General features: G+C 72.1%; 24 protein-coding genes. 10 read left to right on the top strand and 14 right to left on the bottom strand.

Features of this window, described 5'->3' with window-relative positions; genetic code table 11:
- Nucleotides 1-445: ABC transporter C-terminal domain-containing protein (locus KHA85_RS13195; RefSeq protein ID WP_236885664.1), on the top strand; the 445-nt coding region annotated here is incomplete at its 5' end.
- A gap of 349 nt (nt 446-794) precedes the next feature.
- Nucleotides 795-1,574, top strand: coding sequence for an endonuclease domain-containing protein (locus tag KHA85_RS13190; protein ID WP_131886509.1), 780 nt, complete (start codon nt 795-797; stop codon nt 1,572-1,574).
- A gap of 257 nt (nt 1,575-1,831) precedes the next feature.
- Here the strand turns inward: KHA85_RS13190 and KHA85_RS13185 are convergent, their stop codons facing one another.
- Nucleotides 1,832-2,536 carry an HAD hydrolase-like protein gene (locus tag KHA85_RS13185; RefSeq protein WP_213186136.1) on the bottom strand — a complete coding sequence of 235 codons (705 nt, stop codon included), beginning with the start codon at nt 2,534-2,536 and terminating at the stop codon, nt 1,832-1,834.
- Nucleotides 2,533-3,177 (bottom strand): TetR/AcrR family transcriptional regulator, encoded by a 645-nt coding sequence (locus KHA85_RS13180; protein WP_213186135.1) that lies wholly within the window; start codon nt 3,175-3,177, stop codon nt 2,533-2,535. Before KHA85_RS13180 ends, KHA85_RS13185 begins: the two co-directional genes overlap by 4 nt.
- Nucleotides 3,178-3,298: 121 nt before the next feature.
- On the opposite strand from KHA85_RS13180, the gene ppk2 reads away from it, so the two are divergent.
- The 3 genes from ppk2 (at nt 3,299) to KHA85_RS13165 (ending at nt 6,474) form a co-directional block, all read left to right on the top strand.
- The gene (ppk2, locus tag KHA85_RS13175; RefSeq protein ID WP_213186134.1) at nt 3,299-4,159 is read left to right on the top strand and encodes a polyphosphate kinase 2; all 861 of its coding nucleotides are present in this window, start codon (nt 3,299-3,301) and stop codon (nt 4,157-4,159) included.
- 86 nt (nt 4,160-4,245) lie between these two features.
- Nucleotides 4,246-5,289: an enoyl-CoA hydratase/isomerase family protein gene (locus tag KHA85_RS13170; protein ID WP_213186133.1), complete on the top strand. Its 1,044-nt coding sequence runs from the start codon at nt 4,246-4,248 to the stop codon at nt 5,287-5,289.
- A 54-nt stretch (nt 5,290-5,343) separates the two neighbouring features.
- Nucleotides 5,344-6,474, top strand: coding sequence for an AI-2E family transporter (locus KHA85_RS13165; RefSeq protein ID WP_213186132.1), 1,131 nt, complete (start codon nt 5,344-5,346; stop codon nt 6,472-6,474).
- Between the two features lie 494 nt (nt 6,475-6,968).
- On the opposite strand, the gene KHA85_RS13160 is transcribed toward KHA85_RS13165, so the two are convergent.
- The 6 genes from KHA85_RS13160 to KHA85_RS13135 all read right to left on the bottom strand — a co-directional run bounded on the left by KHA85_RS13160 (nt 6,969) and on the right by KHA85_RS13135 (nt 12,890).
- Nucleotides 6,969-8,642 carry a serine hydrolase domain-containing protein gene (locus KHA85_RS13160; RefSeq protein WP_213186131.1) on the bottom strand — a complete coding sequence of 558 codons (1,674 nt, stop codon included), beginning with the start codon at nt 8,640-8,642 and terminating at the stop codon, nt 6,969-6,971.
- A 90-nt stretch (nt 8,643-8,732) separates the two neighbouring features.
- The gene (locus tag KHA85_RS13155) at nt 8,733-9,626 is read right to left on the bottom strand and encodes a cytochrome c biogenesis CcdA family protein (protein WP_213186130.1); all 894 of its coding nucleotides are present in this window, start codon (nt 9,624-9,626) and stop codon (nt 8,733-8,735) included.
- A 4-nt stretch (nt 9,627-9,630) separates the two neighbouring features.
- On the bottom strand, nt 9,631-10,359 hold the full coding sequence (locus KHA85_RS13150; protein WP_236885663.1) for a DsbA family protein: 729 nt from the start codon (nt 10,357-10,359) through the stop codon (nt 9,631-9,633).
- Nucleotides 10,360-10,371: 12 nt separating this feature from the next.
- Complete coding sequence (locus KHA85_RS13145) at nt 10,372-11,235, bottom strand: cytochrome c biogenesis CcdA family protein (RefSeq protein ID WP_213186129.1); 864 nt, start codon at nt 11,233-11,235, stop codon at nt 10,372-10,374.
- Nucleotides 11,232-12,113, bottom strand: coding sequence for a cytochrome c biogenesis CcdA family protein (locus tag KHA85_RS13140; protein ID WP_213186128.1), 882 nt, complete (start codon nt 12,111-12,113; stop codon nt 11,232-11,234). The genes KHA85_RS13145 and KHA85_RS13140 overlap by 4 nt, the downstream gene beginning before the upstream one ends.
- Before the next feature lie 3 nt (nt 12,114-12,116).
- A complete protein-coding gene (locus tag KHA85_RS13135) occupies nt 12,117-12,890 on the bottom strand; it encodes a DsbA family protein (protein ID WP_213186127.1) in 774 nt (257 codons plus the stop codon).
- A gap of 112 nt (nt 12,891-13,002) precedes the next feature.
- Between KHA85_RS13135 and KHA85_RS13130 the strand changes: the two genes are divergently transcribed.
- The 3 genes from KHA85_RS13130 to KHA85_RS13120 are packed head-to-tail and all read left to right on the top strand — an operon-like array spanning nt 13,003 to nt 14,950.
- Nucleotides 13,003-13,581, top strand: a complete 579-nt coding sequence (locus KHA85_RS13130; protein ID WP_213186126.1) for a hypothetical protein — start codon at nt 13,003-13,005, stop codon at nt 13,579-13,581.
- Nucleotides 13,578-13,967, top strand: coding sequence for a BlaI/MecI/CopY family transcriptional regulator (locus tag KHA85_RS13125; RefSeq protein WP_213186125.1), 390 nt, complete (start codon nt 13,578-13,580; stop codon nt 13,965-13,967). The genes KHA85_RS13130 and KHA85_RS13125 overlap by 4 nt, the downstream gene beginning before the upstream one ends.
- Nucleotides 13,964-14,950, top strand: a complete 987-nt coding sequence (locus tag KHA85_RS13120) for a M56 family metallopeptidase (RefSeq protein ID WP_213186124.1) — start codon at nt 13,964-13,966, stop codon at nt 14,948-14,950. The genes KHA85_RS13125 and KHA85_RS13120 overlap by 4 nt, the downstream gene beginning before the upstream one ends.
- On the opposite strand, the gene KHA85_RS13115 is transcribed toward KHA85_RS13120, so the two are convergent.
- The 3 genes from KHA85_RS13115 to KHA85_RS13105 all read right to left on the bottom strand — a co-directional run bounded on the left by KHA85_RS13115 (nt 14,934) and on the right by KHA85_RS13105 (nt 19,440).
- Nucleotides 14,934-16,640 (bottom strand): amidohydrolase family protein, encoded by a 1,707-nt coding sequence (locus tag KHA85_RS13115; RefSeq protein WP_236885662.1) that lies wholly within the window; start codon nt 16,638-16,640, stop codon nt 14,934-14,936. The two genes, KHA85_RS13120 and KHA85_RS13115, sit on opposite strands and share 17 nt — an antisense overlap.
- A gap of 104 nt (nt 16,641-16,744) precedes the next feature.
- Nucleotides 16,745-17,689: an LLM class F420-dependent oxidoreductase gene (locus tag KHA85_RS13110; RefSeq protein ID WP_213186123.1), complete on the bottom strand. Its 945-nt coding sequence runs from the start codon at nt 17,687-17,689 to the stop codon at nt 16,745-16,747.
- An 80-nt stretch (nt 17,690-17,769) separates the two neighbouring features.
- The gene (locus KHA85_RS13105; RefSeq protein ID WP_213186122.1) at nt 17,770-19,440 is read right to left on the bottom strand and encodes a peptide chain release factor 3; all 1,671 of its coding nucleotides are present in this window, start codon (nt 19,438-19,440) and stop codon (nt 17,770-17,772) included.
- Between the two features lie 465 nt (nt 19,441-19,905).
- Here KHA85_RS13105 and KHA85_RS13100 point away from each other — a divergent pair, with 465 nt between their 5' ends.
- On the top strand, nt 19,906-20,268 hold the full coding sequence (locus tag KHA85_RS13100; protein WP_213186121.1) for a DUF6508 domain-containing protein: 363 nt from the start codon (nt 19,906-19,908) through the stop codon (nt 20,266-20,268).
- On the opposite strand, the gene KHA85_RS13095 is transcribed toward KHA85_RS13100, so the two are convergent.
- Genes KHA85_RS13095 through KHA85_RS13085 form a run of 3 tightly spaced genes read right to left on the bottom strand, consistent with a single transcriptional unit; the run spans nt 20,256 to nt 22,251 of the window.
- Nucleotides 20,256-20,723 carry a DUF1990 domain-containing protein gene (locus KHA85_RS13095; protein ID WP_213186120.1) on the bottom strand — a complete coding sequence of 156 codons (468 nt, stop codon included), beginning with the start codon at nt 20,721-20,723 and terminating at the stop codon, nt 20,256-20,258. The two genes, KHA85_RS13100 and KHA85_RS13095, sit on opposite strands and share 13 nt — an antisense overlap.
- Nucleotides 20,720-21,331, bottom strand: coding sequence for an aminoacyl-tRNA hydrolase (pth, locus tag KHA85_RS13090; RefSeq protein ID WP_213186119.1), 612 nt, complete (start codon nt 21,329-21,331; stop codon nt 20,720-20,722). The genes KHA85_RS13095 and pth overlap by 4 nt, the downstream gene beginning before the upstream one ends.
- Before the next feature lie 23 nt (nt 21,332-21,354).
- Nucleotides 21,355-22,251: a LysR family transcriptional regulator ArgP gene (locus KHA85_RS13085; RefSeq protein ID WP_213186118.1), complete on the bottom strand. Its 897-nt coding sequence runs from the start codon at nt 22,249-22,251 to the stop codon at nt 21,355-21,357.
- 68 nt (nt 22,252-22,319) lie between these two features.
- On the opposite strand from KHA85_RS13085, the gene KHA85_RS13080 reads away from it, so the two are divergent.
- The gene (locus KHA85_RS13080; RefSeq protein WP_213186117.1) at nt 22,320-22,937 is read left to right on the top strand and encodes a LysE/ArgO family amino acid transporter; all 618 of its coding nucleotides are present in this window, start codon (nt 22,320-22,322) and stop codon (nt 22,935-22,937) included.
- Nucleotides 22,938-23,057 lie beyond the last annotated feature (120 nt).

The raw sequence follows: 23,057 nt of genomic DNA, 5'->3' as shown, positions 1-23,057 counted from the left end.
GAGATGTCTCGTGGGCTCGGCGGCAGGTTCGGCGTCGGGCTCCGGCGGTGGCTCCGGCTCGGCGACCGGTGCCGGCGGCGCGGGCTCGGCGGCAAGCGCGGGCGGCGCGGGCTCGGGCGATTCCGGTGGCGCGGCGGGTTCCGGCTCCGGTTCGGCGGCCGGCTCGGGCGGCTCGGCTAGCGCGGGCGGTGCGGTCGGCGCGGGCTCGGGGTTGAGCTCCGCCGAGGAGCGCGCGCTGACCAAGGAGATGTCCAAGATCGAGCGCCAGATGGGCAAGCTCGACTTCCGCGAGGCCGAGCTCCACCGCGAGATGGCGGCGGTGTCCGAGGGCGCCATGGACACCGAGAAGCTGGCGGCGCTCGATCGTGAGCTGAAGGACGTCTCTGCGGAGAAGGATGCGCTCGAGGAGCGGTGGATGGAGCTGGGTGAGCAGCTGGAGGGCTGAGCCCGCCCGCCGTCCGCCAACTTTGGTGTAGCTACTGCGAAATCAGGGCCGGGATTTCGCAGTAGCTACACCAAAATCGGGTTAGTGGTGGGACGCGGGCCGGGGACGACGGCCGGGGAGGTGAGCATGCGGGTGCGCGGGCGAACATTCCGCGCCTCGGGCATGTGGATGGTCGTCGTCTCTGTCCACAGCAGCGCTCGCAGCCGGGTCAGGACGGGCCGAGCGGGTCGACTATGAGCACGTGCCAGCACCTCGAACCGGAGATCCGTTCCTCGGCAGCGACGCCGTCTCGTCGGGTCGGCTGACTCCCTATCAACTGCGGACGACCCAGCGTCGACTCTTTCCCGACGTGTATATCGATGCCGCGGTTCCTCTGCGGGCTCGAACACTGGTGGCCGGGGCGTTCCTATGGGCGCCCGCGGAATCGGTGATCGGCGGGCTCGGTGCGGCGTTGTTCCATCGCGAGCGCTGGTATGCGCGGGAAGCGGTGAGTCGGTCGATCGACGTGTACTCGGCGGGGACACCGCGCGCGACGACCGGCGTGCGCATCCGCAGACTGACCCGGGAACTGCCGACGGAGCACGTGGTCACCGTCGGCGGAATCCGGGTCACCTCTGCCGCACGGACCGCGGTGGACGTGGCGCGCTGGGAGTGCGACGACGACATCGCGATCGCCAAGATCGACGCGATCTGCAACAGGGCTGGGATCGACGTGGACGCCGTGGCAGCAGCGGCAGAGCACATGAAAGGGCTGCACGGGGTCCAGCGCGTGCGCGATCTCCTCCCGTTCTGTGACAGGCGGGCGGACTCGCCGCCGGAGACCAGACTCCGTTTGATGCTCGTACGCGGCGGCCTGCCGGCGCCGACCCCGCAAGTGGTGATCTACAACGAGTACGGGGAGAAGATCGCGACAGCCGACCTGGCGTACGAGGGGCAGAAGGTCGCGATCTTCTACGACAGTGAACTCCACCGCGAGAAATCCGCCTGGGAGTTCGACGCGTGGGCGAACGCAGAACTTCTCGAACTCGGATGGGTGCCGCTTCGGGTCACCGCCCAGATGATGCGCCACCCTCCGATGCTTCTCAGGCAGGTCCGGGCGGCTCTCATGCGGCAATCGCGGCAGACGTGAAGAGCACAGAGGGGTGGTCTGACATCTGCCGCCGCGCGAGGGGTGAGTGAGCCGCGAGGCAGCGATTCCGGTAAGCCCCCTGGAGCGAGCTGAACGGTGCCCTGCCCCCGAGGTTTGGTGGCACCACTGCGAAGTAGCCGGTCGATTCTCGCAATGGTGCCGACAAAGCTTGGGGCGGGCGGCGCAATGGTCGGCGGGCTACATAACGCTCGACGCGCGGCGAGGGGCCGGTGAACGGCGGCGGATTCGAGCAGGGGTCAGCCGGCGGCGGAGTGGATCGCCTCCAGGAGGGCGTCGGTGTCGGTGAGATCCGGCAGGACGGTGTGGGCCCCGGCGGCGGCGAGGTCGTCCGCGGTCACCCGACCGGTCGCGACCGCCACGCAGCCGGCTCCCGCGTCTAGTGCGCCCCGGACGTCGTGGACGTGATCGCCCACGACCACCGCGCGTGCCGGCGACACGTCGAGCCCGCGATCGGCGGCCGCGGCGATCGCCTCGCGCACGAGGTGGGCGCGGTCGGCGTGGTGATCACCGAACGCGCCGAGGTCGGGGTCGGGCAGCCCGTTGAACCCGCAGAGCCGCAGCTTGAGCAGTGCGGTCCGGCGCATGTTGCCCGTGACGATCCCCTGGTGCAGCCGCGGGTCCGCGGCCAGTGCGGCGACCGCCTCATGGGCTCCGGGCAGGGGACCGCCCCCACCGGCCAGGAGATCGCCGGAGAAGGTCTCGCACCGCCGGGCCACGGCGTCCATCAGGGCGGTGACCACCTCGTCGTCGTGCCCGCTCATCCCGTTCAACTCGAGCAGGTCGGTGAGGATCGCGCGGTCGGTCCGCCCGGCGAACGACGCGCCGAGTACGGGCTCGCGACCCAGGAAGTCGGCGAGGGTCGGCGTGATCATGCGGGAACCGAAGCCGGCCGGATCGAGCAGGGTGAGGTCGAGGTCCCACAGGACCAGCACGGCGGTCACGCCTCGCCCGACCCCGCTCCGCCCGGCCCGGCGCCCCACGCCGCACCGTCCCGGCTGGCACCGTCCCAGCCCGCACCGTCCGACCTCGCCTTCGTGAACGTCTGCATCAGCGGCGCGAGCCAGGTGGTGAGGAAGGCGCGCAGGTCGTCGTCGGAACGGGCGGCGGGCGAGTCGAGACACAGGACCGACCATCCGACGTGGATGCCGACATCGGTGACGAAACCCAGCCTCCCGGCCAGCTCGGGGAAGCGCTCGGCGGCGGGGGCGAGGAGCGCCATGCAGTACTCGTGCGTGCGGGCGGCCGCGCCCGGGTCGAACATCGGGTTGGCGCCGCCGCCCAGCGCGAGCACCCGCAGCAGGGGGTCACCGAGGATGCGGTTGCGGCCCTCCACCGCGATGCCCACTATCAGCTCGAGGGGCGAGTCGGAGTTCTCCAGCAGGTCCGCGAAGGCGCCGGTCAGCATCGTGAGCCGCTCGGTGACGGCCTGGGAGACGAGTTCCTCGCGGGAGCCGAAGATGGAGTAGATGGTCTGGCGGCTGACGTTCGCCTGCTTGGCGACCGCCGCGATCGTGACGCCGCCGAAGCCGGCCCGCCCGATCACTTCTCGGGCGGCCTCGAGGATCGAGTCACGGGACCGCATCTTCTTACCTTAGAAGACAAAGTCGACGTCGCGTCGCACGATTCGGTCGAGGGACCTCTCGGCGTCGACCGACTCGGTGAATCGGGCGGCCGGGTGGCCACGGTTCCGTAGGATCGCGCCCATGAGTGACAAGAAGTCGTCGGGCAAAGGCGGCGCCAAGAAGAAGGACCGGCTGCCGAGCGGGCTGGAGAAGCTACCGAAGAAGGCCTACGAGTCCGAGCTGAAGCGGCTGCAGGCCGAGCTGGTCGAGATGCAGGCGTGGCTGCGCGAGACCGGCAACCGGCTGGTGGTCGTGTTCGAGGGCCGCGACGCCGCGGGCAAGGGCTCGGCGATCAAGCGCATCACCCAGTACCTCAACCCCCGGCACGCCCGGGTGGTGGCGTTGCCCGCACCGACGGAGGTGCAGCGGACCCAGTGGTACTTCCAGCGCTACATCGAGCACATGCCGGCGGCCGGGGAGATCGTGATCTTCGACCGGTCCTGGTACAACCGGGCCGGCGTCGAGCGGGTGATGGGCTTCTGCACGACCGACGAGTACCGCCGGTTCCTCCACCAGGCCCCGATCTTCGAGCGGCTGCTGGTCGAGGACGGGATCATGCTCCGCAAATACTGGTTCTCGGTGTCCGACGAGGAACAGGAGCGCCGCTTCCGCTCGCGGCACTCCGACCCGATGCGCCGCTGGAAGCTCTCGCCGATGGACCTCGAGTCCATCACGCGGTGGGAAGATTACAGTCGGGCGAAGGACGAGATGTTCATCCACACCGACATCCCCGAGGCCCCGTGGTTCACCGTCGAGTCTGAGGACAAGAAGCGGTCGCGGATCAACGTCATCTCGCACCTGCTGTCCACGGTGCCGTGGGAGCAACTCGAGCCGCCGGAGCTGGAGATCCCCGAGAGGCCGGAGGGCTCAGGCTACGAGCGCCCGCCGCGCGAGGAGTTCAAGTACGTCCCCGACGTGGCCGCGCGGCTGCTGAAGCGGTGAGGTCGCCGGGGCGTGGGGGGGGGCATCGAGGTAGGAGTTCCTAGTATCTGCGGGTCGGCCGGCGCGCGGCCTGACACACTGGGGCCATGAGTGAATACGTCATCTCCCGGCGCGAAGGCCGGATGCAGCACATCGTCCTGGACCGCCCCAAGGCCCTGAACTCGCTGGATCTGCCCATGTGTAGGGCGCTGCATACGGCACTCGACGAGGCAGCGCAGGACTCGGGTGTGGAGGCCGTGGTCACCACCAGCACGTCCGAGAAGGCGTTCTGCGCGGGCGGTGACATCCGTGCGCTGCGGGACGCGGCGGCGTCGGGGGATCACGCCGCCAACCGGGAGTTCTTCTCGGAGGAGTACGAGATGGATCTGGCGTACCACACGCACCGCGTGCCGACGGTGGCCGTCATCCACGGCGTGGCGATGGGCGGCGGCCTGGGCATCTCGATCAACGGCTCGCACCGCGTGGTCACCAAGAAGGTCATGATGGCCATGCCGGAGACGGCGATCGGCTTCATCCCCGACGTCGGCGCGAGCCACTTCCTGCCGCGCCTGTGCGGCGGCGGCGCGCGCGGCCTGGCGGTGGCGATCTACCTGGGCACGACGGGCGTGCGGATGAACTCCGCCGACGCCCTCTACACCGGTCTGGCGACGGACCTGATCGACGACGACGAGCGCAACGCCTTCGTCGACGCCATCGGTGCGAACGGTCTGCCGGAGGCGCTCCGGAGGTTCGGTCTCGAGCGCTCCGCAGCGGGGGAGTCGGCTGTCGAGGCGCGGATCGAGCGGATCGAGGACGTCTTCTCCCGCGGGACCGCGCAGGAGATGATCGCGGCACTGGAGTCCGGTGAGCAGGACGAGTGGGCCACGGAGACGCTCGGCATGCTGCGCTCGCACTGCCCCACGTCGATCGTGGCGACCATCGAGCTGCTGCGTGCCGGCGCCGAGGCCGCGGACCTGCGGGAGTGCCTCGACAACGAGCTGGCGCTGGGCGCGTGGATCACCGCCCGCCCGGACTTCGTCGAGGGTGTGCGCGCCGTGGTGATCGACAAGGACCGCAACCCCACCTGGGATCCCGCGGATCTCGACGCGGTGGACGTCGACGGGATCCGGGCGGCGCTGGCCGGGAGCTGACCCGGCTACTCTGGGCGGCGTCCGGCGCGCTGGGCGCCGCCCACGAGGAGGACCATGACCACGACCGGTGACGGCCCCGCGACGTCAGCACCTCACGAGGAGCCCAAGGGCTGGGGGATCGCAGGCGTGACCGTCGTGTCGGTCGCCGCCGCGATCGTGGTCCTCTGGGGGATCTCAGAACACTCGAGCATCCTCATGCCGGCCTTCCTGGCGCTGAACCTGGTGATCGCGGCGCAACCCCTGCAGCGGCTCCTCGAACGGACGGGCGTGCCGCGCTGGGGTGGGATGATCATCGTCCTGCTCGTCCTGTACGTCGTGCTCCTCACCCTGATCGGCTCGCTCGTGTGGGCGTTGTGGGTCGCCGCGGAGGAGATCCCGCAGTACCAGGACAAGTTCGTCGACCTGTACGAGCAGAGCCTCGAGCTGCTCGGCGGGTTCGGCGTGAGCCAGGACCAGGTCGCGTCGAGCCTGCAGGGCGTCCTCGACCCGGGGACCATCATCGGCACGGTCCAGAACGTCGCCGGCCAACTGTCCGCGGCCGGCGGTCAGCTCACCGTGCTGATCATCGCGCTGACCTTTCTCGTGTTCGACATCCCCGGCATCTTCCGCCGCCGGCCGGCGATCGCCCGCCAGCGGCCCCGGTTGGCCGACGCCCTGGGCTCGTTCACCGACGGGGTGAAGTCGTACTGGATCGTCTCGACCGTCTTCGGGCTCATCGTCGCGGTGATGGACGCGGTCGCCCTGTGGATCCTCGGGGTACCGCTCGCCCTGGTGTGGGGCGTGCTCGCCTTTGTCACCAACTACATCCCCAACATCGGCTTCGTTCTGGGCCTCGTCCCACCGGCGCTATTCGCGCTGCTCACCGGCGGGCCGGGCGATGCGATCTGGGTGGTGGTGATCTACAGCGCCATCAACCTCGTCATGCAGAGCTTCATCCAGCCCAAGTTCACCGGCGACGCCGTCGGGCTCACACCCACCGTGACGTTCCTGTCGTTGGTGTTCTGGTCGGCGGTCGCCGGGCCGCTCGGTGCGATCCTCGCGGTCCCGCTCACGCTGATGGTCAAGGCGTTCCTCGTGGACGCGGACCCGCGGATGGGGTGGTTCTCGACGTTCCTCACGACACCGGACGCGGACGGCCGGCGGGGGAGGCGCCGCGCGGAGAGGCTGGACGCCGCCGCCCGCTGACCGGGCCTCGTCCAGCGCCGCCCGCGCCCTGCCGCCCGCCCGCCTGCTTCGGCGAGTGGTCGCATATGCCGCCCTGGGTGGCGCACCACCTGGGAAGACGTGGGCGGGTGTGACCGCTCGCTGTCGGGCGGAGGGCTGGCGCGCAGGCGCGCACGCGGACCCGGCCCGGAGCGGGTGCTGCGTCGCCGCTACCGTTCGCTCATCGGGCCTCGTCGCCGGTCTCCGCTGCCTACCTCCCGCCCGCCCCGACGCCGCCTGCTTCGGCGAGTGGTCGCAGATGCCGGCCTGGGCGGCCCGCCGCCTGGGAAAACGTGGGCGGGTGTGACCTCTCGCCGTGGGGCTGTGCGTAGGCGCGCGGGTGAGCGTTCGGGTCCTGGCCCTGGTGCGCGCGTGGGGGCCGATCAACGCGGCACGCGGGCCGGGGTGCGCGGCGGGAAGCACGCGGGCGCGGCGGAAGCCCGTGGTGCGCGTCGAGCTCGGCGGCCGTCGGGTCGCTAGTCGGCGGGTCCGTCGGCGTCGACGCGCGTGAAGGTGCCCAGCCCGTTGGCGTCGAGCAGCTCCACCGTGACGGTGTCGCCCTCGAAGGTCACGCTGCCCCGGGATCCGCGCGGCCAGTTCTCGCCGACCGGGCTCACGGCGAACGTGTCCCCGTCCCAGTGCTCGAGCGGCCAGACCAGCGGGCCCGGTCCCACGGCGAGCGCGAGCTCGGGGCCGGATGCCCCGATGTCGGCGCCCGAACCATCCGCGGCCCCGTCGGCCCCGTCGACCCCGCCGTCCGCGTCCTGCGCGACGCGTCGGACCTCGATCTCCCCGAAGTAGTCATTCCGGTAGAAGCCCAGCAGCTCCTCGGCGGGCCGGGGCGGTGCCGGCGCGGACGGCTGGCGCGTCGACACCAGATCGCCCACGGGGTCCAGCAGCGGGCCGAACTGCTCGGTGTAGAACTCGCGCCACTCCAGCGCCGGGTCACCGTACTGCGCGTAGTCGGCGAACCGGGCGTTGATCGTCTCCGCCACCCCCGTCGGCGCGGCGTTGGTCAGGGTGATGATGCCCAGGTCCAGGGACGGCATCATGAGCATCGCCGTGCCCGCGCCGAGCGCGAACGCCCCCGAGTGGCTCCACTGGACGCGGCCCGAAGAACTCGTGCCGATGTTGAAGCCGTAGCCATAGCTCCCGGTGCGGTCCGCCGCGGCCTGCGGGGGCGCGGACACGGACTGCGGGGTCAGAGCCTCCCTGAGTGCCTCGGAGGGGACCACCTGTGCGCCACCGGGGCCCTTGCCGTCGTCAAGGACCATGGACATCCACCGCGCCATGTCCGTCACCGACGAGCTCAGGCCCCCCGCCGGGGCCTGGGCGTCGGGGTCACGCGCGGGGTCCGCCGGGATCCACTCGCCGGACGACTCGCCCGACTCGGCGGCCGGCGCGCGCACATGACCCACGGCGCGGTTGCCGCGGTCGAGCAGCTCCTCGTAACTGAACGAGGTGTCCGACATGCCGAGGGGATCGAAGAGACGCTCGCGGCCCAGCTCGGCCCACGGGGTGCCCGCCGCCGCGGCGACGGACTCGGCCCCCGCGGTGAGCCCGAAGTTGGTGTACGCGTACGACGTCCGGAACGGCTCGAGCGGCAGGTGGCGCAGGCCGTGCAGGATCGCGGGCCGCTCATAGCCGAGGTCCTCGAGGTCGTCGCCCGCGTGCTCGGGCAGCCCCGAGCGGTGCGCGAACATGTCGCCCACCGTGACGTCCTCGGTGACCCGGGGGTCGGAGAGCGCGAACCACGGCAGGTGCTCGCGGACGGGGGTGTCCCAGCCGACCTCGCCCGCGGCGCTCTCGGCGGCCACGACCGTCGCGCTGACCGACTTGGAGATCGAGGCCAGCGGGAACACGGTCCGCGCGTCGACCTCCTCCCCGGTCTCGGTGCTGCGCACGCCGAAGCCCTCGGCCAACGCGACCTCACCGCCGTGGACGACCGCTACCGCGGCGCCCGGCACGCCGGAGGCCTCGAGCTCCTCCTCGACGATGTCGGTGACCTTGCCGATCGCGTACTCGATGCGGTCCTCCGAGACCTCGAGCCCGGAGTACGCCGCCGGGCTCTGGCCGGGCACGGGGTCCGGGAGGGGGGTCCCGCACGCGGAGGCGGACAGCGTGAGGGCGGCGCCGAGGGCCGCGACCATCAGCGGGCGCCGCGAGGGGCGCGGGGCCCGGCGCGAGGGGGCGCCTCGGCGCGGGCGGGGCGGAACCGAATCCGTGAGCACCCCCTCAGATTAGCCCTCCGACGGCGGCGGATCGTGCGGGCGCGCGGTCGCGGATGCGGGCCTCCGATCGGCCCGCGCGCGGGACCGCGAGCGGGCGCGTCGCCAGAGCACGAATGCCAGCACCGCGACGGCGAGGATCACCGCGCCGTCCACGACCGGGTTCGCCAGGGCCGCGCTGCGGTGCTGGATCCAAGCCTGGGCGTCGGTGGGGAGGAGCTCGGGCATCGCGATGAACCCGTTGGTCGCCCAGAACAGCACCCCGATCGCCGCGATGAGCAGCCCGGTGATCACGCTCGTGCTGTGGAGGTCACGCCCGAACACGGTGACCGTGCGGCCGCGCAGGAACGTGCGGGTGCGAGTACCGATCCGGTGCCACAGGGCGGCGAGGACCAGCAACGGGACGACCATGCCGGCCCCGTAGATCGCGAGGAGGGTGCCGGCGGTGACGACGTCACCCTGCGCGGCGGCCAGGGTCAGGACCGCCCCGAGGATGGGGCCCGCGCAGAATCCGGCCACGCCACTGGCCGCGCCGAGAAGTGCGGTCTTGACCAGGCCCGCGCGCGCGGCCGCCCGGCTCCGGAGGGCGGCCGCCCCGGGCAGTATCCGCGCTGCGTCGAATCCGAATCCGAGCGCCTGGGCCAGGCCGAGCGCGATGAGCAGCACCGACGCGGCGATGATGACGGTCTCCCGATGCGAGACGAACACGCTGCCCACCGCACCCGCCCCGACGCCCAGGGGGACCAGGATGACCAGCAGTCCGGCGTAGAAGACCGCCCCGTGCAGCCACAGTCGTGGCACCGAGCCGACGGTCGAGGCGAAGAAGGCGGGCAGCAGGAGCGCCCCGCACGGGCTGAGCAACGCGAGGATCCCGCCGACGAACGCGCTGAGCAGGCCGACGTCCACGCCGTCACCCGCCGCTCGCGTCGAGGGCCGACTGGTACGCCTCGAGGAAGACCTCCGGGGGCTGCGCGCCGACCAGCGGCTTGCCGCCGAGCAGGAACACGGGGGTCGCCATGGCCCCGTGGTCGATCCCCAGTTGCTCGTTGCGCGCGATCTCCTCCTCGGCGGCGGGCGAGGCCATGTCGGCGGCGAACCGGTCGGTGTCTAGTCCGAGGCCGCCGGCCAACGCCACGAGGCCCTCCCGGGAGAGCTCGCCGCCGGAGCGGATCCGGCCGTCGGCGAACAGGGCGTCGTGGTAGTCCCAGAAGCGGTCCTGGGCGGCGGCGGCGAAGGAGGCCATCGCCGCCCGCCTCGAGTCGGGGCCGTAGACGTTGACGTCGCGCCACTCGATGCGCAGGTCCCCGATCTCGGCCCGGTCGACCATCGAGGGCAGCGTGTCGTGGCTCCACTGCGCGCAGAACGGGCACTGGTAGTCCGAGAACACCACCAGTCCGACCGGCGCGTCGACGGGTCCGAGCGCGAACGGGTCCGCGGGGTCACGCCGCTCGGCGTGGGAGTAGTCGGGCTGCTGCTGGACCTGCTCACTGTCCTGCCCTGCGGCCGTCGCGCTCTCGCCGCCGAACGACGTGCGCCACATCGCCGCGACGAGCAGGACCAGGACGCCCAGCACGAGGACGCCGGGAATGGTCCCCACGGGCAGCCGGGACGACCTCGGGGGGCTCGGGGTTGTTGACATGGGACCTCCTCGTCAGATGGGGAGGGTGGTGTCGCTGATCGCGAAGTCGCGGAGCCAGCCGATGAACAGCGCCCACGCGCCGCTGACCAGCAGGAGGCCGACGACGATGAGCATGACGCCGCCGAAGATCTGGATGGCGCGCGTGTGCCGGCGCAGCCACCCCACGGTGCGCAGCGCCCGGGTCGATCCGAACGCCACCAACACGAACGGCAGCCCGAGCCCGAAGCAGTACGCCACGATGAGCAGCACGCCGCGCGTGGCGTCGAGGCCGGTGCCGGCGGCGACGGAGAGCGCGGCCGCCAGCGTCGGACCCAGGCACGGCGTCCACCCGAGTGCGAACACGCCGCCGAGCAGCGGGGCGCCGAGCCAGGTGGACAAGGCCTTCGGCTGCAGGCGCGTGTCCCGCTGGAGCACCGGCACCGCGCCGATGAACACGAGCCCCATGAGGATCGTGATGACCCCGCCGAGCCGCTGCAGCAGTTCCTGCTGCGGGGCGATGTACTGCACCGTGCCGAGGACCATGGCCGAGAGCAGGACGAAGACGGTGGTGAAGCCGCCGACGAACAGCAGGGAGGCCGCCACGACGCGTCGCCTGCTGGACCGCTGCTGGCGCCTGGCCTCGAGGGTGAGGGTGCCGGCCTCGGCGCGGCGTCTCTCCGCGGCGGCGACGGTGGTGGCGGGTCGCTCCGCGCCCACGACCCCGGCCAGGTAGGCGAGGTAGCCGGGTACGAGCGGCACGACGCACGGGGACGCGAAGGACACGAGGCCGGCGAGGACGCACGCGCCGAGCGCGAGCAGGATCGGTCCGGACGCGGCGGTCTGTTGGAACGTCTCACCGATCGACTGGGCGAGGATCAGGGTGACGTCGCCGCTCACCGCTTCTCACCGCGAGTCGGGCTGATCGTCGACGGCACGGTCACCGTGGGGAAGGGCAGGTCGGGGCCGGGGGACGGGCGCGCGCGGCGGGTCCGGGCGACCAGCCATCCGGCCAGTGCGACCGCGAGGACGATGAGGACGACGACGAGATCGGGGATTCGATTCGCCCAGCCGAGGACGCTCCCCTCGAGTTCGGCCTGGGTGCTCGCGCCGAGGAGACCGGTCAGCTCGGTGGTGCCGGCGGTCACCAGCAGGAGGATGCCCACCGCGACGGTGAGAGCGCCACCGATGAGGCCGGTCCAGGTGTTGCTCCAGCGTCCGATCTTCACTTCGCGCGGCCGGACGAGGTTCCGGACGGCGGGGAAGCGTCCCCACAGGAGCGAGAGGACGAACAGTGGCAGCGCCATCCCGGCGGCGAAGACCAGGACGATGATCCCGCCGGACAGTGGCGTGCCGGAGACGGCGGCCACGGTGAGGACGGCGCCGAGCAGCGGGCCCGCGCAGACGCCGGCGAGCCCGTAGACCGTGCCGAGGGCGTAGACGGCCGTCATCGAGGTGCCCTCGGTGTTGGTCCCCCGGCGCAGGAACGGCACGGGGACGTTGAGCAGCATGAGGAGGCCGAGCACGATCACGAGGACGGAGGCCACGGTGACGAAGGTGAACCGGTGCTCGTTGACGAAGGCCCCGAGCGTCCCGGCGAGGACGCCGAGGGGGACGAGCGTGGTGGCCAGGCCCAGGTAGAAGACGCCGGTGCGGGCGAGGAGCTCCCGCGGGGCGGCGAAGGCGTAGGAGAAGAACGCGGGCAGCAGCATCGCCGAGCACGGGCTGAGCAGGGTCAGGACGCCGCCGAGGAACGCTCCGAGTAGTCCGATGTCCACGGCTCACTCCACCGCGGCGAGCGCGTCGTCCAGGTAGGCCCGGAAGTTGTCCAGGGGCTGTGCGCCCGACATGGCGATCTGGCCGGCGACGAAGAACGGGACGGCGGTGACACCCAGCTGCTGTGCGGTCCGGGTCTCGTTCTCCGCCTGCGCACGCACGCCCGGGTCGTCCAGGTCGGCGCGGAACGCGTCCATGTCCGGCATGTCGACCTGCTCGGCGAAGTCGATGAGAACGTCGCGGGTGAGGTCGGGATGGCCGCTGTCGGGGGCCGCGTCGAAGACGGCGGTGATGTAGTCGACGTACTTGTCCTGGTTCGCGGCGGCCTGCGCCGCGATCTGGGCGTCCTCGGACTGCTCGCCGAAGTAGGCGACGTCGGTGAATTCGATGCGGCCCCTGCCGGTGTCGACGTACTCGTCGATGAGGGTCGGGAGCGTGTCGCGGCTGAAGGAGGCGCAGAACGGACACCGGAGGTCGATCCACTCGGTCAGGACCACCGGGGCGTCGACCGCGCCGATGGCCTTGGGGTCGTCGGCGTCGCGCCGGACGAAGTCCATGTCCCCACCGGCCTGTGCGTCGGGTCCGGCGGTGTCGCCGGAGGCGGAGGCCGTCTCGGCCGCGGCGGGGGCCCCCGACGTCGGGGACTGCCCGGGCAGCATCTGGGCCACGACAACGACCGCGAGGAACGCGACCACCGCCCCGAGGACGCCGTTGAGGATTCTCGAGCGCCGGTACTTCCCCTCAAGGGTGTGGCGGGAGGTCGCTGGGTCGGTTGTCACAGGGGAGTCCTTCTCGTCGCGGGGGCCGGTAACCGGATCGACTATGACACATAGTCGACTGTCGGGGTTAGTTGACTATGTCGGATAGTCGGTTGTGGCATGATCGGGGACCATGCAGCGCATCTCGTGGACCCTCGCGTCGGTCCGACAATCCGTGGACCTGGCGGCCCAGGGGCTGCGGACCCTCTCGCCCCGGCAGTGGGGCGCCGCCGCGGTGGCGACCGTCCTGTTCGGGGGCCTGCTGGGCCTGGCCACCGTCCTCATCCCCAATTCCTTCTTCGTCCGCGAGATCCCACCGGTCTGGTGGAACTACCCGGTCTGGATCCTCACCTCGGTGTTCTCCGGGTTGCTCTTCGCGACCTATGTCCGGGACGGCAGGCCCGAATCCGGGGGTGCGTCCGGCTCGGAGTCGCCCGCCCCGGGCGGGGTGGACGGCGCCGAGGACCGCCGGACGAGTCGCGTCGGCATGGTCGGCGCCTTCCTGGCCTGGTTCGCGGTGGGCTGCCCGGTGTGCAACAAGTTCGCGCTCCTGGCGCTGGGCTACTCCGGTGCGCTCACGTGGTTCGCGCCGGTGCAGCCCGTGTTGGCCGTCATCGCGCTGGTCCTCACCGCCGTCGCGCTGGTCGTGCGGCTGCGGGGCCGGGTCGCCTGCCCGCTTCCGCGGGTCCGCGTGGCCGGGGCGGTGGGATGAGCGCGCGGCGTAGTGCCCGGCAGGACGCGCCGCGCCTGGGCGCGCTGGAGACCCGGGTGATGGACCTGCTGTGGGACCACGGGCCGTCCACCGTCCGAGGCCTGATCGATCGGCTCGCGGGCGAACCCGCCTACACGACCATCGCCACGGTGTTGACCAACCTCCAGCGCAAGGGCCTTGTGACGACGAGCAAGGACGGCCGGGCGACCGTATACGGGGCCTGCACCACTCGTGAGGAGCACGTGGCCACGCTCATGTCGCACGCGCTCGGGAGCAGTCGCGACCGCGCGGCGTCGATCCTGCACTTCGCACAGAGCATCCCGGACTCGGACCTCGACCTCCTCCGTGACTATCTGCGCCAGCGTGACGGGAGCGACGCGCCGTGACGGCCGTCTACGTCCTGGTCACGCTCGTGCTCGCGGGTCTGCTGCTGCCCGCCGTCGCCGGGCCCCGCGTCCTCCGCAGTGCCGCGCCGGTGCTCATGCGGATGCCGCGCGTGGCGGTGGCGTTGCTCAGCTCCGCCGTCGTGTTCTGGACTCTCGCCGCGTTGTCGGTGGGTCCGTTGCTCGCCTGGGTGGTCACCGGCCCGGACCTGCTGCCCGCGGACGCGGCGGCCGTGTGCAGCCGGTGCCTGGCCGCCGCCGACCCGTTCGGCCTGGATCGCATCGATACCGCCGTGCCGGTGGCCCTGCTGCTCGTCGTCCCGGTCGCGGTCTCCGTGGCCCACGCCGTCAGGGTGGCGCTCGAGGCGCGGCGCCGCCGGAGCACCACGCTGCGCACGGCCGCCCTCTACCGCGACCAGGGAGAACCCGCGCGGCTCCACGGCCACGCGGTCCGACTGATCGACGACGCGCACCCGTTCGCGCTCGCGCTTCCCCGGCGGCACGGCGGCATCATGGTCTCGACCGCCGCCGTCGAGCTGCTCTCGGACGAAGAGCTGGGGGCGGTGCTCGCGCACGAGGCCGCCCACCTGCGGCAGCGGCATCACGCGGTGTCGGCTCTGGTGTCCACGCTCACCACCGGGCTGCGGTGGGTGCCGCTGTTCGCCGCCGTGGAGGACGCCCTCGGGCACTATCTGGAGATCGCGGCGGACGACGCCGCGCGTCGGACCGCCGGTACGACCGCGTTGGCCGGCGCACTGCTGACGCTCGGTCGGTACGGCCGACACCGTGATCACAGCGGCGAGGAACTCACGGGGGCGTTGCACGCCCTGGGGCCGGACCGCATCCGGCATCTGGTCCAGCCGGTCAGCGGGTCGAGGGGCGTGGCGGCGGCGGTGGCCACGGCGTTCTGCCTCACCTCGCTGGCGATGCTTGCCGCCGCGGTCCACGTCCCCTACGCGATGGCCGTGATCACCGGCTGCTACTGAGGCGGGCCCGCTCCCAGTTGGCCGTCCACGCCTCGGCGCCGCCCATGAGCTGGCGCTCCAGTTCGGCGCGGTCGGGCCCGGCGCGGTGGAGCACGTCCGCGGCCCAGTCGGCGTACAGGCCGTATTGGGCCACGCCGTCGACGTTGAGGTCGTAGACGCGGTCGCCGAACCGCCAGCGGTCCATCACCTCGCCGCTGGGCGCGGTGAACGGGTAGACGAGCGGGTCGGTCGCGGCGCTCGGGCGGGGTTCGGCCAGCGCCGCGAGGCCGTTGACGTCCGAGCCCCACCCGTACCCGTCGAAGGGCCGGATCGCGCCCGCCGTGTTGGTGCGCCACTGCTCGAGGAAACCCACCTCGAAGTTCTCGGTGGCGTCGGCGGGCCAGGCGAACGCGGCGACGAACCCGCCCTGCTCGTGCACGCGCCGCGTGTTGCCCTGCGTGGCCCAGGCGTGGTCCACGACGAGGCCGGTGTATCCAGCCTCGGCGGCCATGTCGAGCGCGCGGTGGGCGGTCTTGACGCCCATGTGGTCGATGTTGATGACCATGCCGCGCGCCATCATCCCGCGGATCGCGTGCTCGCCCAGCGCCGTCAGCCCGCGCACGTTGCACAGCGGCTGTTCGGGGTAGACGGGCAGGGCCGCGCCGGCGGGCGCGCCGGAGGAGGCGGCCGCCAGCCCGTCGGCCACGGGGGTGCTGGCCAGCGGCTGGGCGTGGTCGGCGTCGGGGCCGGCGCACGGCTCGGTCTCCCAGAACCGCTGGGTGCCGAGCTTGTTGCCGACGTTCACCGCGAGTCCCGCGAGCTCCTCGTCCATGCGGGCCCCGCCGAGGGCGTTGTCGAACTTGTGCACGGGGAACACCGTCGACACTCCCCACGAGGCGAACTCGTCGAGGCCGCGGTCGATGTCCTCGGGAGTGCACATCGGCGCGTCGTCCACGACCCGGCACCCGAACGGTTCGGAGGCCTCCACGCCGAGCGTCACGGCGAGCTTGCCCTCGGCGGCGATCGCCCGGACGTCTTCGGGGGAGCGCGCGATCCGGAACCAGCCCCGCCCGGGCCCGCCGTGCTCGGCGTCGATGTGCGCCTCCATGCGGTTCAGGTAGTCGACCTGGTGGCGCAGTTGCGCCATCTCGTCGCACGCGGTGCGGGCGGGGACGCCGAGCCCGACGAGCGCCTCGCACAGCACCCGGTTGGCGACGAGGTGGTTGTTGAGCACACGGAGACCGCCGCGCCACGCACGTTCTATACCGCTGTAGTGGGCCTGTTCGTGGAGTTGGGAGTCGTGGGACGGCCACTGCGCGAACGTCGGGGACCCCTGGTTGCCGCCGGGCAGGTCGGTGCCGCCGAGCACGGATTCGAGCAGGGCGAAGTGGCCGGTGCCGGAGTGCGTCGGGCAGTCGGCCAGGGCCTCGGCGATGCCGCCCGGCGCGAACGGCTCGCCGCACCGCAGGCCGCCGCCGAAGGCCTGGGAGGCGGTGATGTGCGCGTGGGCGTCGACCATGCCGCGGATGGGCGGTGCGCCGTCCGGCGTGGCGGCGCGGGCCTGTGCGCCGCCGGAGATCCCCGCACCGAGGGAGGTGGTGACGGCGGTGGCGAGGGCGACGACGAGGACGACGACGAGAGCCGCCGGCGCCCCCGTCGTTCGCCGGCCGGGATGGGCGGGTCGTGCCGAGGGATCTGACTGCGCCGTCATGGCCCGACACTAGCCCTGCCGCCCTGCCTGACGAGGGCTTTTCGACTGCCGGCGGACTGCGTTCGCGGGCCGCCGGCGCGGCCGTCCCGCGGCCGGCCACCCGATCAGAGCTGGCTGGCGACCTCCGAGGCGACGAGGTCGAGGTGGTCGAGGTCGGACATGTCGAGCACCTGCAGGTAGATGCGGCGGGCGCCGATCTCCGAGTAGCGGCCGATCTTCTCGACGACCTCTGCCGGGGTGCCGGCCGCGCCGTTGGTGCGCAGTTCGTCGACCTCGCGGCCGATGGCGTCGGCTCGGCGGGCGATCTCGGCCTCGTCGCGTCCGCAACACAGGACGAGTGCTGCCGAGCGGATGATCTCCTCGGGGGCGCGGCCGCGTTCGGCGCAGGCCTCGTCGACGCGTCGGTACTGGGTCGCGACGGTGTCGACGTCGGCGAAGGGCACGTTGAACTCGTCGGCGAACCGTGCGGCCAGCGCGGGGGTGCGCTTCTTGCCGTGGCCGCCGACGATCACGGGCGGCGGCGACTGCACGGGCTTGGGCAGGCCGGGGGAGTCGAGGAGATCGATGCGCTTGCCCCGGACCGTGAGGGTGTCGCCGGCGGGCGCGGACCACAGCTGCTCGAGGGCGCCGAGGGTGTCCTCGAGCAGGTCGAACCGCTCGCCGAGCGGCGGGAAGGGGATGCCGTATGCGGTGTGTTCGTCCTCGTACCACCCGGCGCCGAGGCCCACGTCGAGCCGGCCGCCGGACATCTCGTCGACCTGGGCCATGGAGATGGCCAGGGGGCCGAGGTGGCGGAACGTCACCGAGGTCAGCAGCGTGCCGAGCCGGATGGAGGACGTCTCCCGGGCCAGGCCCGCGAGGGTGAGCCAGGCGTCGGTGGGGCCGGGCAGGCCGCTGACGTCGCCCATCTTGAGGTAGTGGTCGGAGCGGAAGAACGCCTCGTAGCCGAGGTCCTCGGCGGCGCGGGCGACGGCGAGCTGGTCGGCGTACGTCGCACCCTGCTGGGGTTCGACGAAGACGCGGAGGGAGACGCGGGAGTCACTAGGCATGGGTCCAGCTTGCCCGCGGTCCGCGGCTGCGCGCCAACCGCGCCCCGCCCGCGCGGGGGCGGGAGGCCGCTGGTCCGGGGCTAGTTGGTGTCGGCGACGAGCGGCTCGATGGTGAGGTGCTCCATCTCCTTGGTGATGTACTGCAGGCGCCACTTGTCGCCGAACAGGGCCAGCAGCTCGCCGTCGGTGCGCTCGAACACCTCGACCCCGCGCTGGCGGCCCAACTCATCCGCGGAGTCGGCGTCGGTACGGCGCGCGATCGTGTACGGCAGGTTGTCCACCAGCACTTCGACGTTGAACTCCGCCTTCATGCGGGCGGTGACCACCTCGAACTGCATCGGGCCGACCGCGGCCATCACCGGGTTCGCGTCGCCGCGCGTGTCGTTGCGCAGGATCTGCACGACGCCCTCGGCGGCGAGCTGGTCGATCGCCTTGCGGAACTGCTTGTACTTGCCCAGCGACTGCGCACGCACCACCGCGAAGTGCTCGGGCGCGAACTGCGGGATGGGCGGGAACTGCACTTTCTTGCCCGTGTAGAGGGTGTCGCCGGGCGCCAGGGCGGTGGCGTTGACCAGGCCCACGACGTCGCCGGGGTAGGCGGTTTCGACGGTGGACCGGTCGCGGCCGAACACGGTGAGCGCGTACTTGGTGGTGAACGGCTTGCCCGTCTGCGCGTGCTGGACCACCATGCCGCGCTCGAACTCGCCGGAGACCACGCGCATGAAGGCCAGGCGGTCGCGGTGCGCGGCGTCCATGCCGGCCTGCACCTTGAACACCACGGCCGAGAACGGGTCGGTGGTCTGCCGCGGCTCACCGGAGACGGTGGGCCACGCCCGCGGCGGCGGCGCCAGCTCGACCAGCGCGTCGAGGATCTGGTGCACGCCGAAGTTGAGCATCGCGGACGCGAAGATCACCGGGCTGGTCTCGCCGGCGAGGTACAGCTCCTGGTCGTGGTCCTGCCCCATCGCGGACAGTAGCTCGGACTCCTCGACCGCGGTCTCCCACACGTCGCCCTCGCGCTCGGCGGCGGTGTCCGGGTCGTAGTGCTCCTCGGGCGCGATCGTCGAACCGCCGGCGGTGCGGGTGAAGTGCACGTATTCCTCGGGGGCGCCGTCCTCACCGCGCCGCAGCAGGCCGCGGTAGTCGCCCGCGATGCCGACCGGCATGTAGAGGGGCGTGGGGACGAGGCCGATCTGCTCGGTGATCTCGTCGAGCAGCTCGAGCGGCGCGCGGCCGGGGCGGTCCCACTTGTTGATCACCGTGATGATCGGCAGACCGTTGTGCTTGCACACCTGGAACAGCTTGAGCGTCTGCGGCTCGAGGCCCTTGGCGGCGTCGATGAGCATGACCGCCGCGTCGACGGCCGTGAGGACGCGGTAGGTGTCCTCGGAGAAGTCGGCGTGGCCCGGGGTGTCGACCAGGTTGATGACGTACGGCTCGTCGGCGTCCGACCCCTCGGGGGCGTACGTGAACTGCAATGCGGTGGAGCTGACGGAGATGCCGCGGGCCTTCTCCATCTCCATCCAGTCCGAGACCGTGGATCGGCGACCGGACTTGCCGTGCACGGCGCCCGCCTCGGTGATCACCCGGGCGTGCAGCGCGAGCGCCTCCGTCAGCGTCGACTTACCGGCGTCCGGATGGGCGATCACGGCGAACGTCCTGCGGCGCGCGACCTCGGACGCGACGTCCCCGGCGGTGTCCGCACCCGAGGCGTGCCCGCCCGTTCCGGTGTCCTCGGCGGTCTCGGTCACGCGTACTCCTCACAGCAGTCGACGGCCCTCGTCGTCGTCATCCAGGGTACGTCCGCCCTCGTTCGCGCACCGAATCCGCCCACGTCACCCCCGCGCCCGGTCGGTCTCGTGAAAGGCGAGGTCAGACGTGGCGCGCAGCGCGACGGCGGTGCGGCTCCACCGACACGCGCGGCCCTTCGGGGGCGCGTCCCGGGGCACGGGGGTCGGATGAGTACTGTTGTCGCCGTTCACATCTCGAGGCGCGGGCGCGGTCCGGTAACGGCGAACGGCTAAGAGCCCGATTATTTAGGCAGGTGCCGTAGTCGGAGAGTGTCGGACCCGGCCGCTACGGTGCGCGGGACAGAGATCAGGGACGAGCCGAAGGGGGATGGGGAGATGGGGGAGGACGACAGTCACTATCCGACAGGCCAGGGGGGCCGAGGGCAGTGGGAGGAGCGCAGGGGGGCGCTCCGCCGGTTGCTTCCCGTGGTCGAGCGTCTGCGCGGTCTCCGCGAGGCCGGTCGGCCCGGTGGCGCGTGGGCGGCGCACCGGTCGCTGCTGCGCTATCCGGGTGTCGAGGACGACGCCCGGGCGGTGATGGCGGCGTTCGACGGGGGAGTTCTCACGCGGCACGGGCACCTCGAGGAGCTCGCGCGGCGGGGCCTGTCACACGGCGGGCTGACCGACCTCGCGGGGCTGGCGGAGACGGCGGACGAGGAGCTGACGCGGGCGCTCATCACGTGGGTGGCCCGGTCCGAGCGCTTCGAGGGGGGTGGGATGGCCGAGGCGCTGAGGGAGGGCACGCTCGTGGCGCTGCTCGATCGGCTGCGCGAGCTCTACGACCTGTGATCGTCCGGACGCAGCGCCGCCAGGTAGCGGCACGTGAGCCGGTCCTGCTCTGCCCGGGCCACGGGTGCGCCGAGCCTGACGAGCAGGGTGGCGTGCGCGGATTCGGCGGCGATGGTCAGCGACACGGCGTCGGTGGCGGGGTCGCGCCGCACGAGGAAGCGCTCCCATCCGCGTTCGGGATGACCGGGCAGGGCGCGGTAGGTGAAGCCGCGCGCGTCGGGCCGGTCGGTGACCTCGGTGACCTCGCACGGTGCGGTGAGTCGGAGCCACGCCGCGGGGCCCGTGCGGGGCCGGAGTGTCACCGTCCGGCCAGGGGTGGCGGGTCCGTCGGCGACGACGACGAGGCCGGCGCGGCGATGCATCTGCCAGTCCATGAGTTGGTCGCCGGCGCGGTCGAAGAGGGCGGCCCCGGAGCCCAGGTGGGCCTCGCGCTCGAACCGCCGGATCCGGCTCACGCCGAGTGGACCTGGTTCTGGGCGGTGTCCAGTCCGTGTTTGAGGAGCAGTTCGACGGCGTCGGCGGCGTCCTGGACGAGGAACGGCACGTCGGGCTGCTCGAGCTTGGAGAAGCGCTTGAGGACGAAGTCGGCCACCGCCATCCGGCCCGGTGGGCGGCCCACCCCGGCGCGGACCCGGATGTAGTCGCGGGTGCCGAGCGAGCTGGACACCGAGCGCAGGCCGTTGTGGCCGCCCTCGCCGCCGCCCCGCTTGAGTCGGACCTGGCCGAAGTCGATGTCGATCTCGTCGTGGATGACGATCACGTCGGTGGGGGCCACGGAGAAGTACTTGGCCACCGCCGCGACCGGGCCGCCGGAGAGGTTCATGTAGCTGCGGGGGCGGGCCAGCACGACGGGCGTGTCGGCGAGGCGCGTCTGGGCGATCTCGCAGTTGGTCTTCTTGTGGGTGGAGAAGCTCGCCGGCATGGGCAGCGCCCGGGAGGCGAGTTCCTGCAGGACGTCCCAGCCGATGTTGTGGCGGGTGCCCTCGTAGTCGGGTCCGGGGTTGGCCAGGCCCACCACGAGTGTGGGGCCGGACGGCTGGTCGGCGGTAGTCACGCGCCCCATGATCCCAGACGCCGGGTGGGGGCTCATATCCGCAGTTCGGTGCGGGCGGTGCCGAGTACGGCGGCGGTGAGGGCGTCGAGATCGGGGGACTGGAGTTTCCAGTGCTGCCAGTACAGGGGTACGTCGAGTGGGCGATCCGGGGAGACCTCGACGATCTCCCCGGAGACCAGCCACGGCGTGGCCAGTTGTTCAGGGATGAGGCCCCAGCCCAGCCCGGCGACGATCGCGCGGACGTGGTCGTGCGAGCTGGGGATGAAGTGCCGGGGCCCGGTCGGCTCGCGTCGGGCCAGCCGGCGGTAGTGGTGGTTCTGGTGGCCGTCGCTGCGGTCGAAGTCCACGATGGGGGCCCGCCCGAGCGCGGCGGTCGTCGTGCCCTCCCGCAGGTGCCGGGCCACGAACCCCGGGCTGGCGCAGGCGAGGTACCGCATCGACCCCAGCGGGAGTGCGCGGCAGCCCTGGACCGGGCGCGACTGGCTGGTCACCGCGGCCATCACCTCGCCGCGGCGCAGGAGCTCACTGGACAGGGACTCGTCTTCGCGGCGGATGTCGAACACGACGCGGCCGCCGTCGTGGACCTCGGTCATGGCGTCGAGGAACCAGGTGGAGAGGGAGTCGGAGTTGCACGCCACGGCCAGGACGACCGGGTCCTGCCCGGAGCCGAGATCGTCGAGCTCCCCGGCCAGCGATTCCTCGAGGTGCAGCATCTGCCGGGCCGTGCGCAGGACGGTCTCGCCGGACTCGGTGGCGGTGATGGGGCGTTCGCGGCGCACGAGGATGCGACCGGCGGATTCCTCGAGGGCGCGGATCCGCTGGGACACCGCGGACTGGGTGACGTGCAGGTGCGCGGCGGCGGCCTCGAACGAGCCGAGATCGACGACGGCGACGAGCGTGCGGAGCTGGTCCAGCTGGAGAGCGTTCATAAGTACAGCTGATGCTAGTGCAGAAACTGTAGTCGCACTACTAATGGACGCGTGCCTAGATTGAGGGTGTGACCACCACTTCCACACTCTTCATGGGCGCAGGTATCGGACTCGGACTCATCGCCGCCGTCGGCGCGCAGAACGCGTATGTGCTGCAGCGCTCGATCCGCGGCGACGTGTCGATGGTGCCGATCGTCGTGTTCTGCGTGCTCTCCGAGGCAGCGCTCATCCTGCTCGGGGTGGCCGGGGTGGGCGCGCTCATCGAGACGGCGCCGGGTGCGCTGACGGTGATGACGTGGATCGGAGTGGCGTTCCTCGTGGCCTACGGGACGTTCGCGGCGGTCCGCGCGATCCGCCCGGGCGAGGGGCTGCGGGCCGACGGCAGCGGCCGAGTTCCGTCGACGATGGGGGCGGTGGCGGCGTGCGCGGCGTTCACCTGGCTCAACCCGCACGCCTATCTCGACTGCGTGGTCTTCCTCGGCACGCTCGCCAACCAGCAGGGCGGAGACCTGCGGTGGGTGTTCGCCGCCGGGGCGTTCCTCGCCGGTACCGTGTGGTTCTCGCTCATCGGCTTCGGCGGCAAGGCGCTCCGCGGGCTGTTCGCCAAGCCGGGGGCGTGGCGTGTGCTCGACGGGGCGATCGCCGTGATGATGTTCGTGCTCGCGGCGGGCCCCCTCCGCGGCTGACCCGCCGCCCCCCCCCCCCCCGCCGCGCGCCTCCGCCGCACCCCCCCCCCCCGCGCGCCGCCCCGATCCGCCCCACCCCCCCCCGCCCCCCGCCCCCGGGCTCCCCACGGGCCGCGCCCG

It is taken from the genome of Dietzia massiliensis, from assembly GCF_018390595.1.
Classification (GTDB): Bacteria; Actinomycetota; Actinomycetes; order Mycobacteriales; family Mycobacteriaceae; genus Dietzia; species Dietzia massiliensis.
Note: the sequence above shows the minus strand (reverse complement) of the source record. Positions and strands in the feature narration are given on the sequence as shown.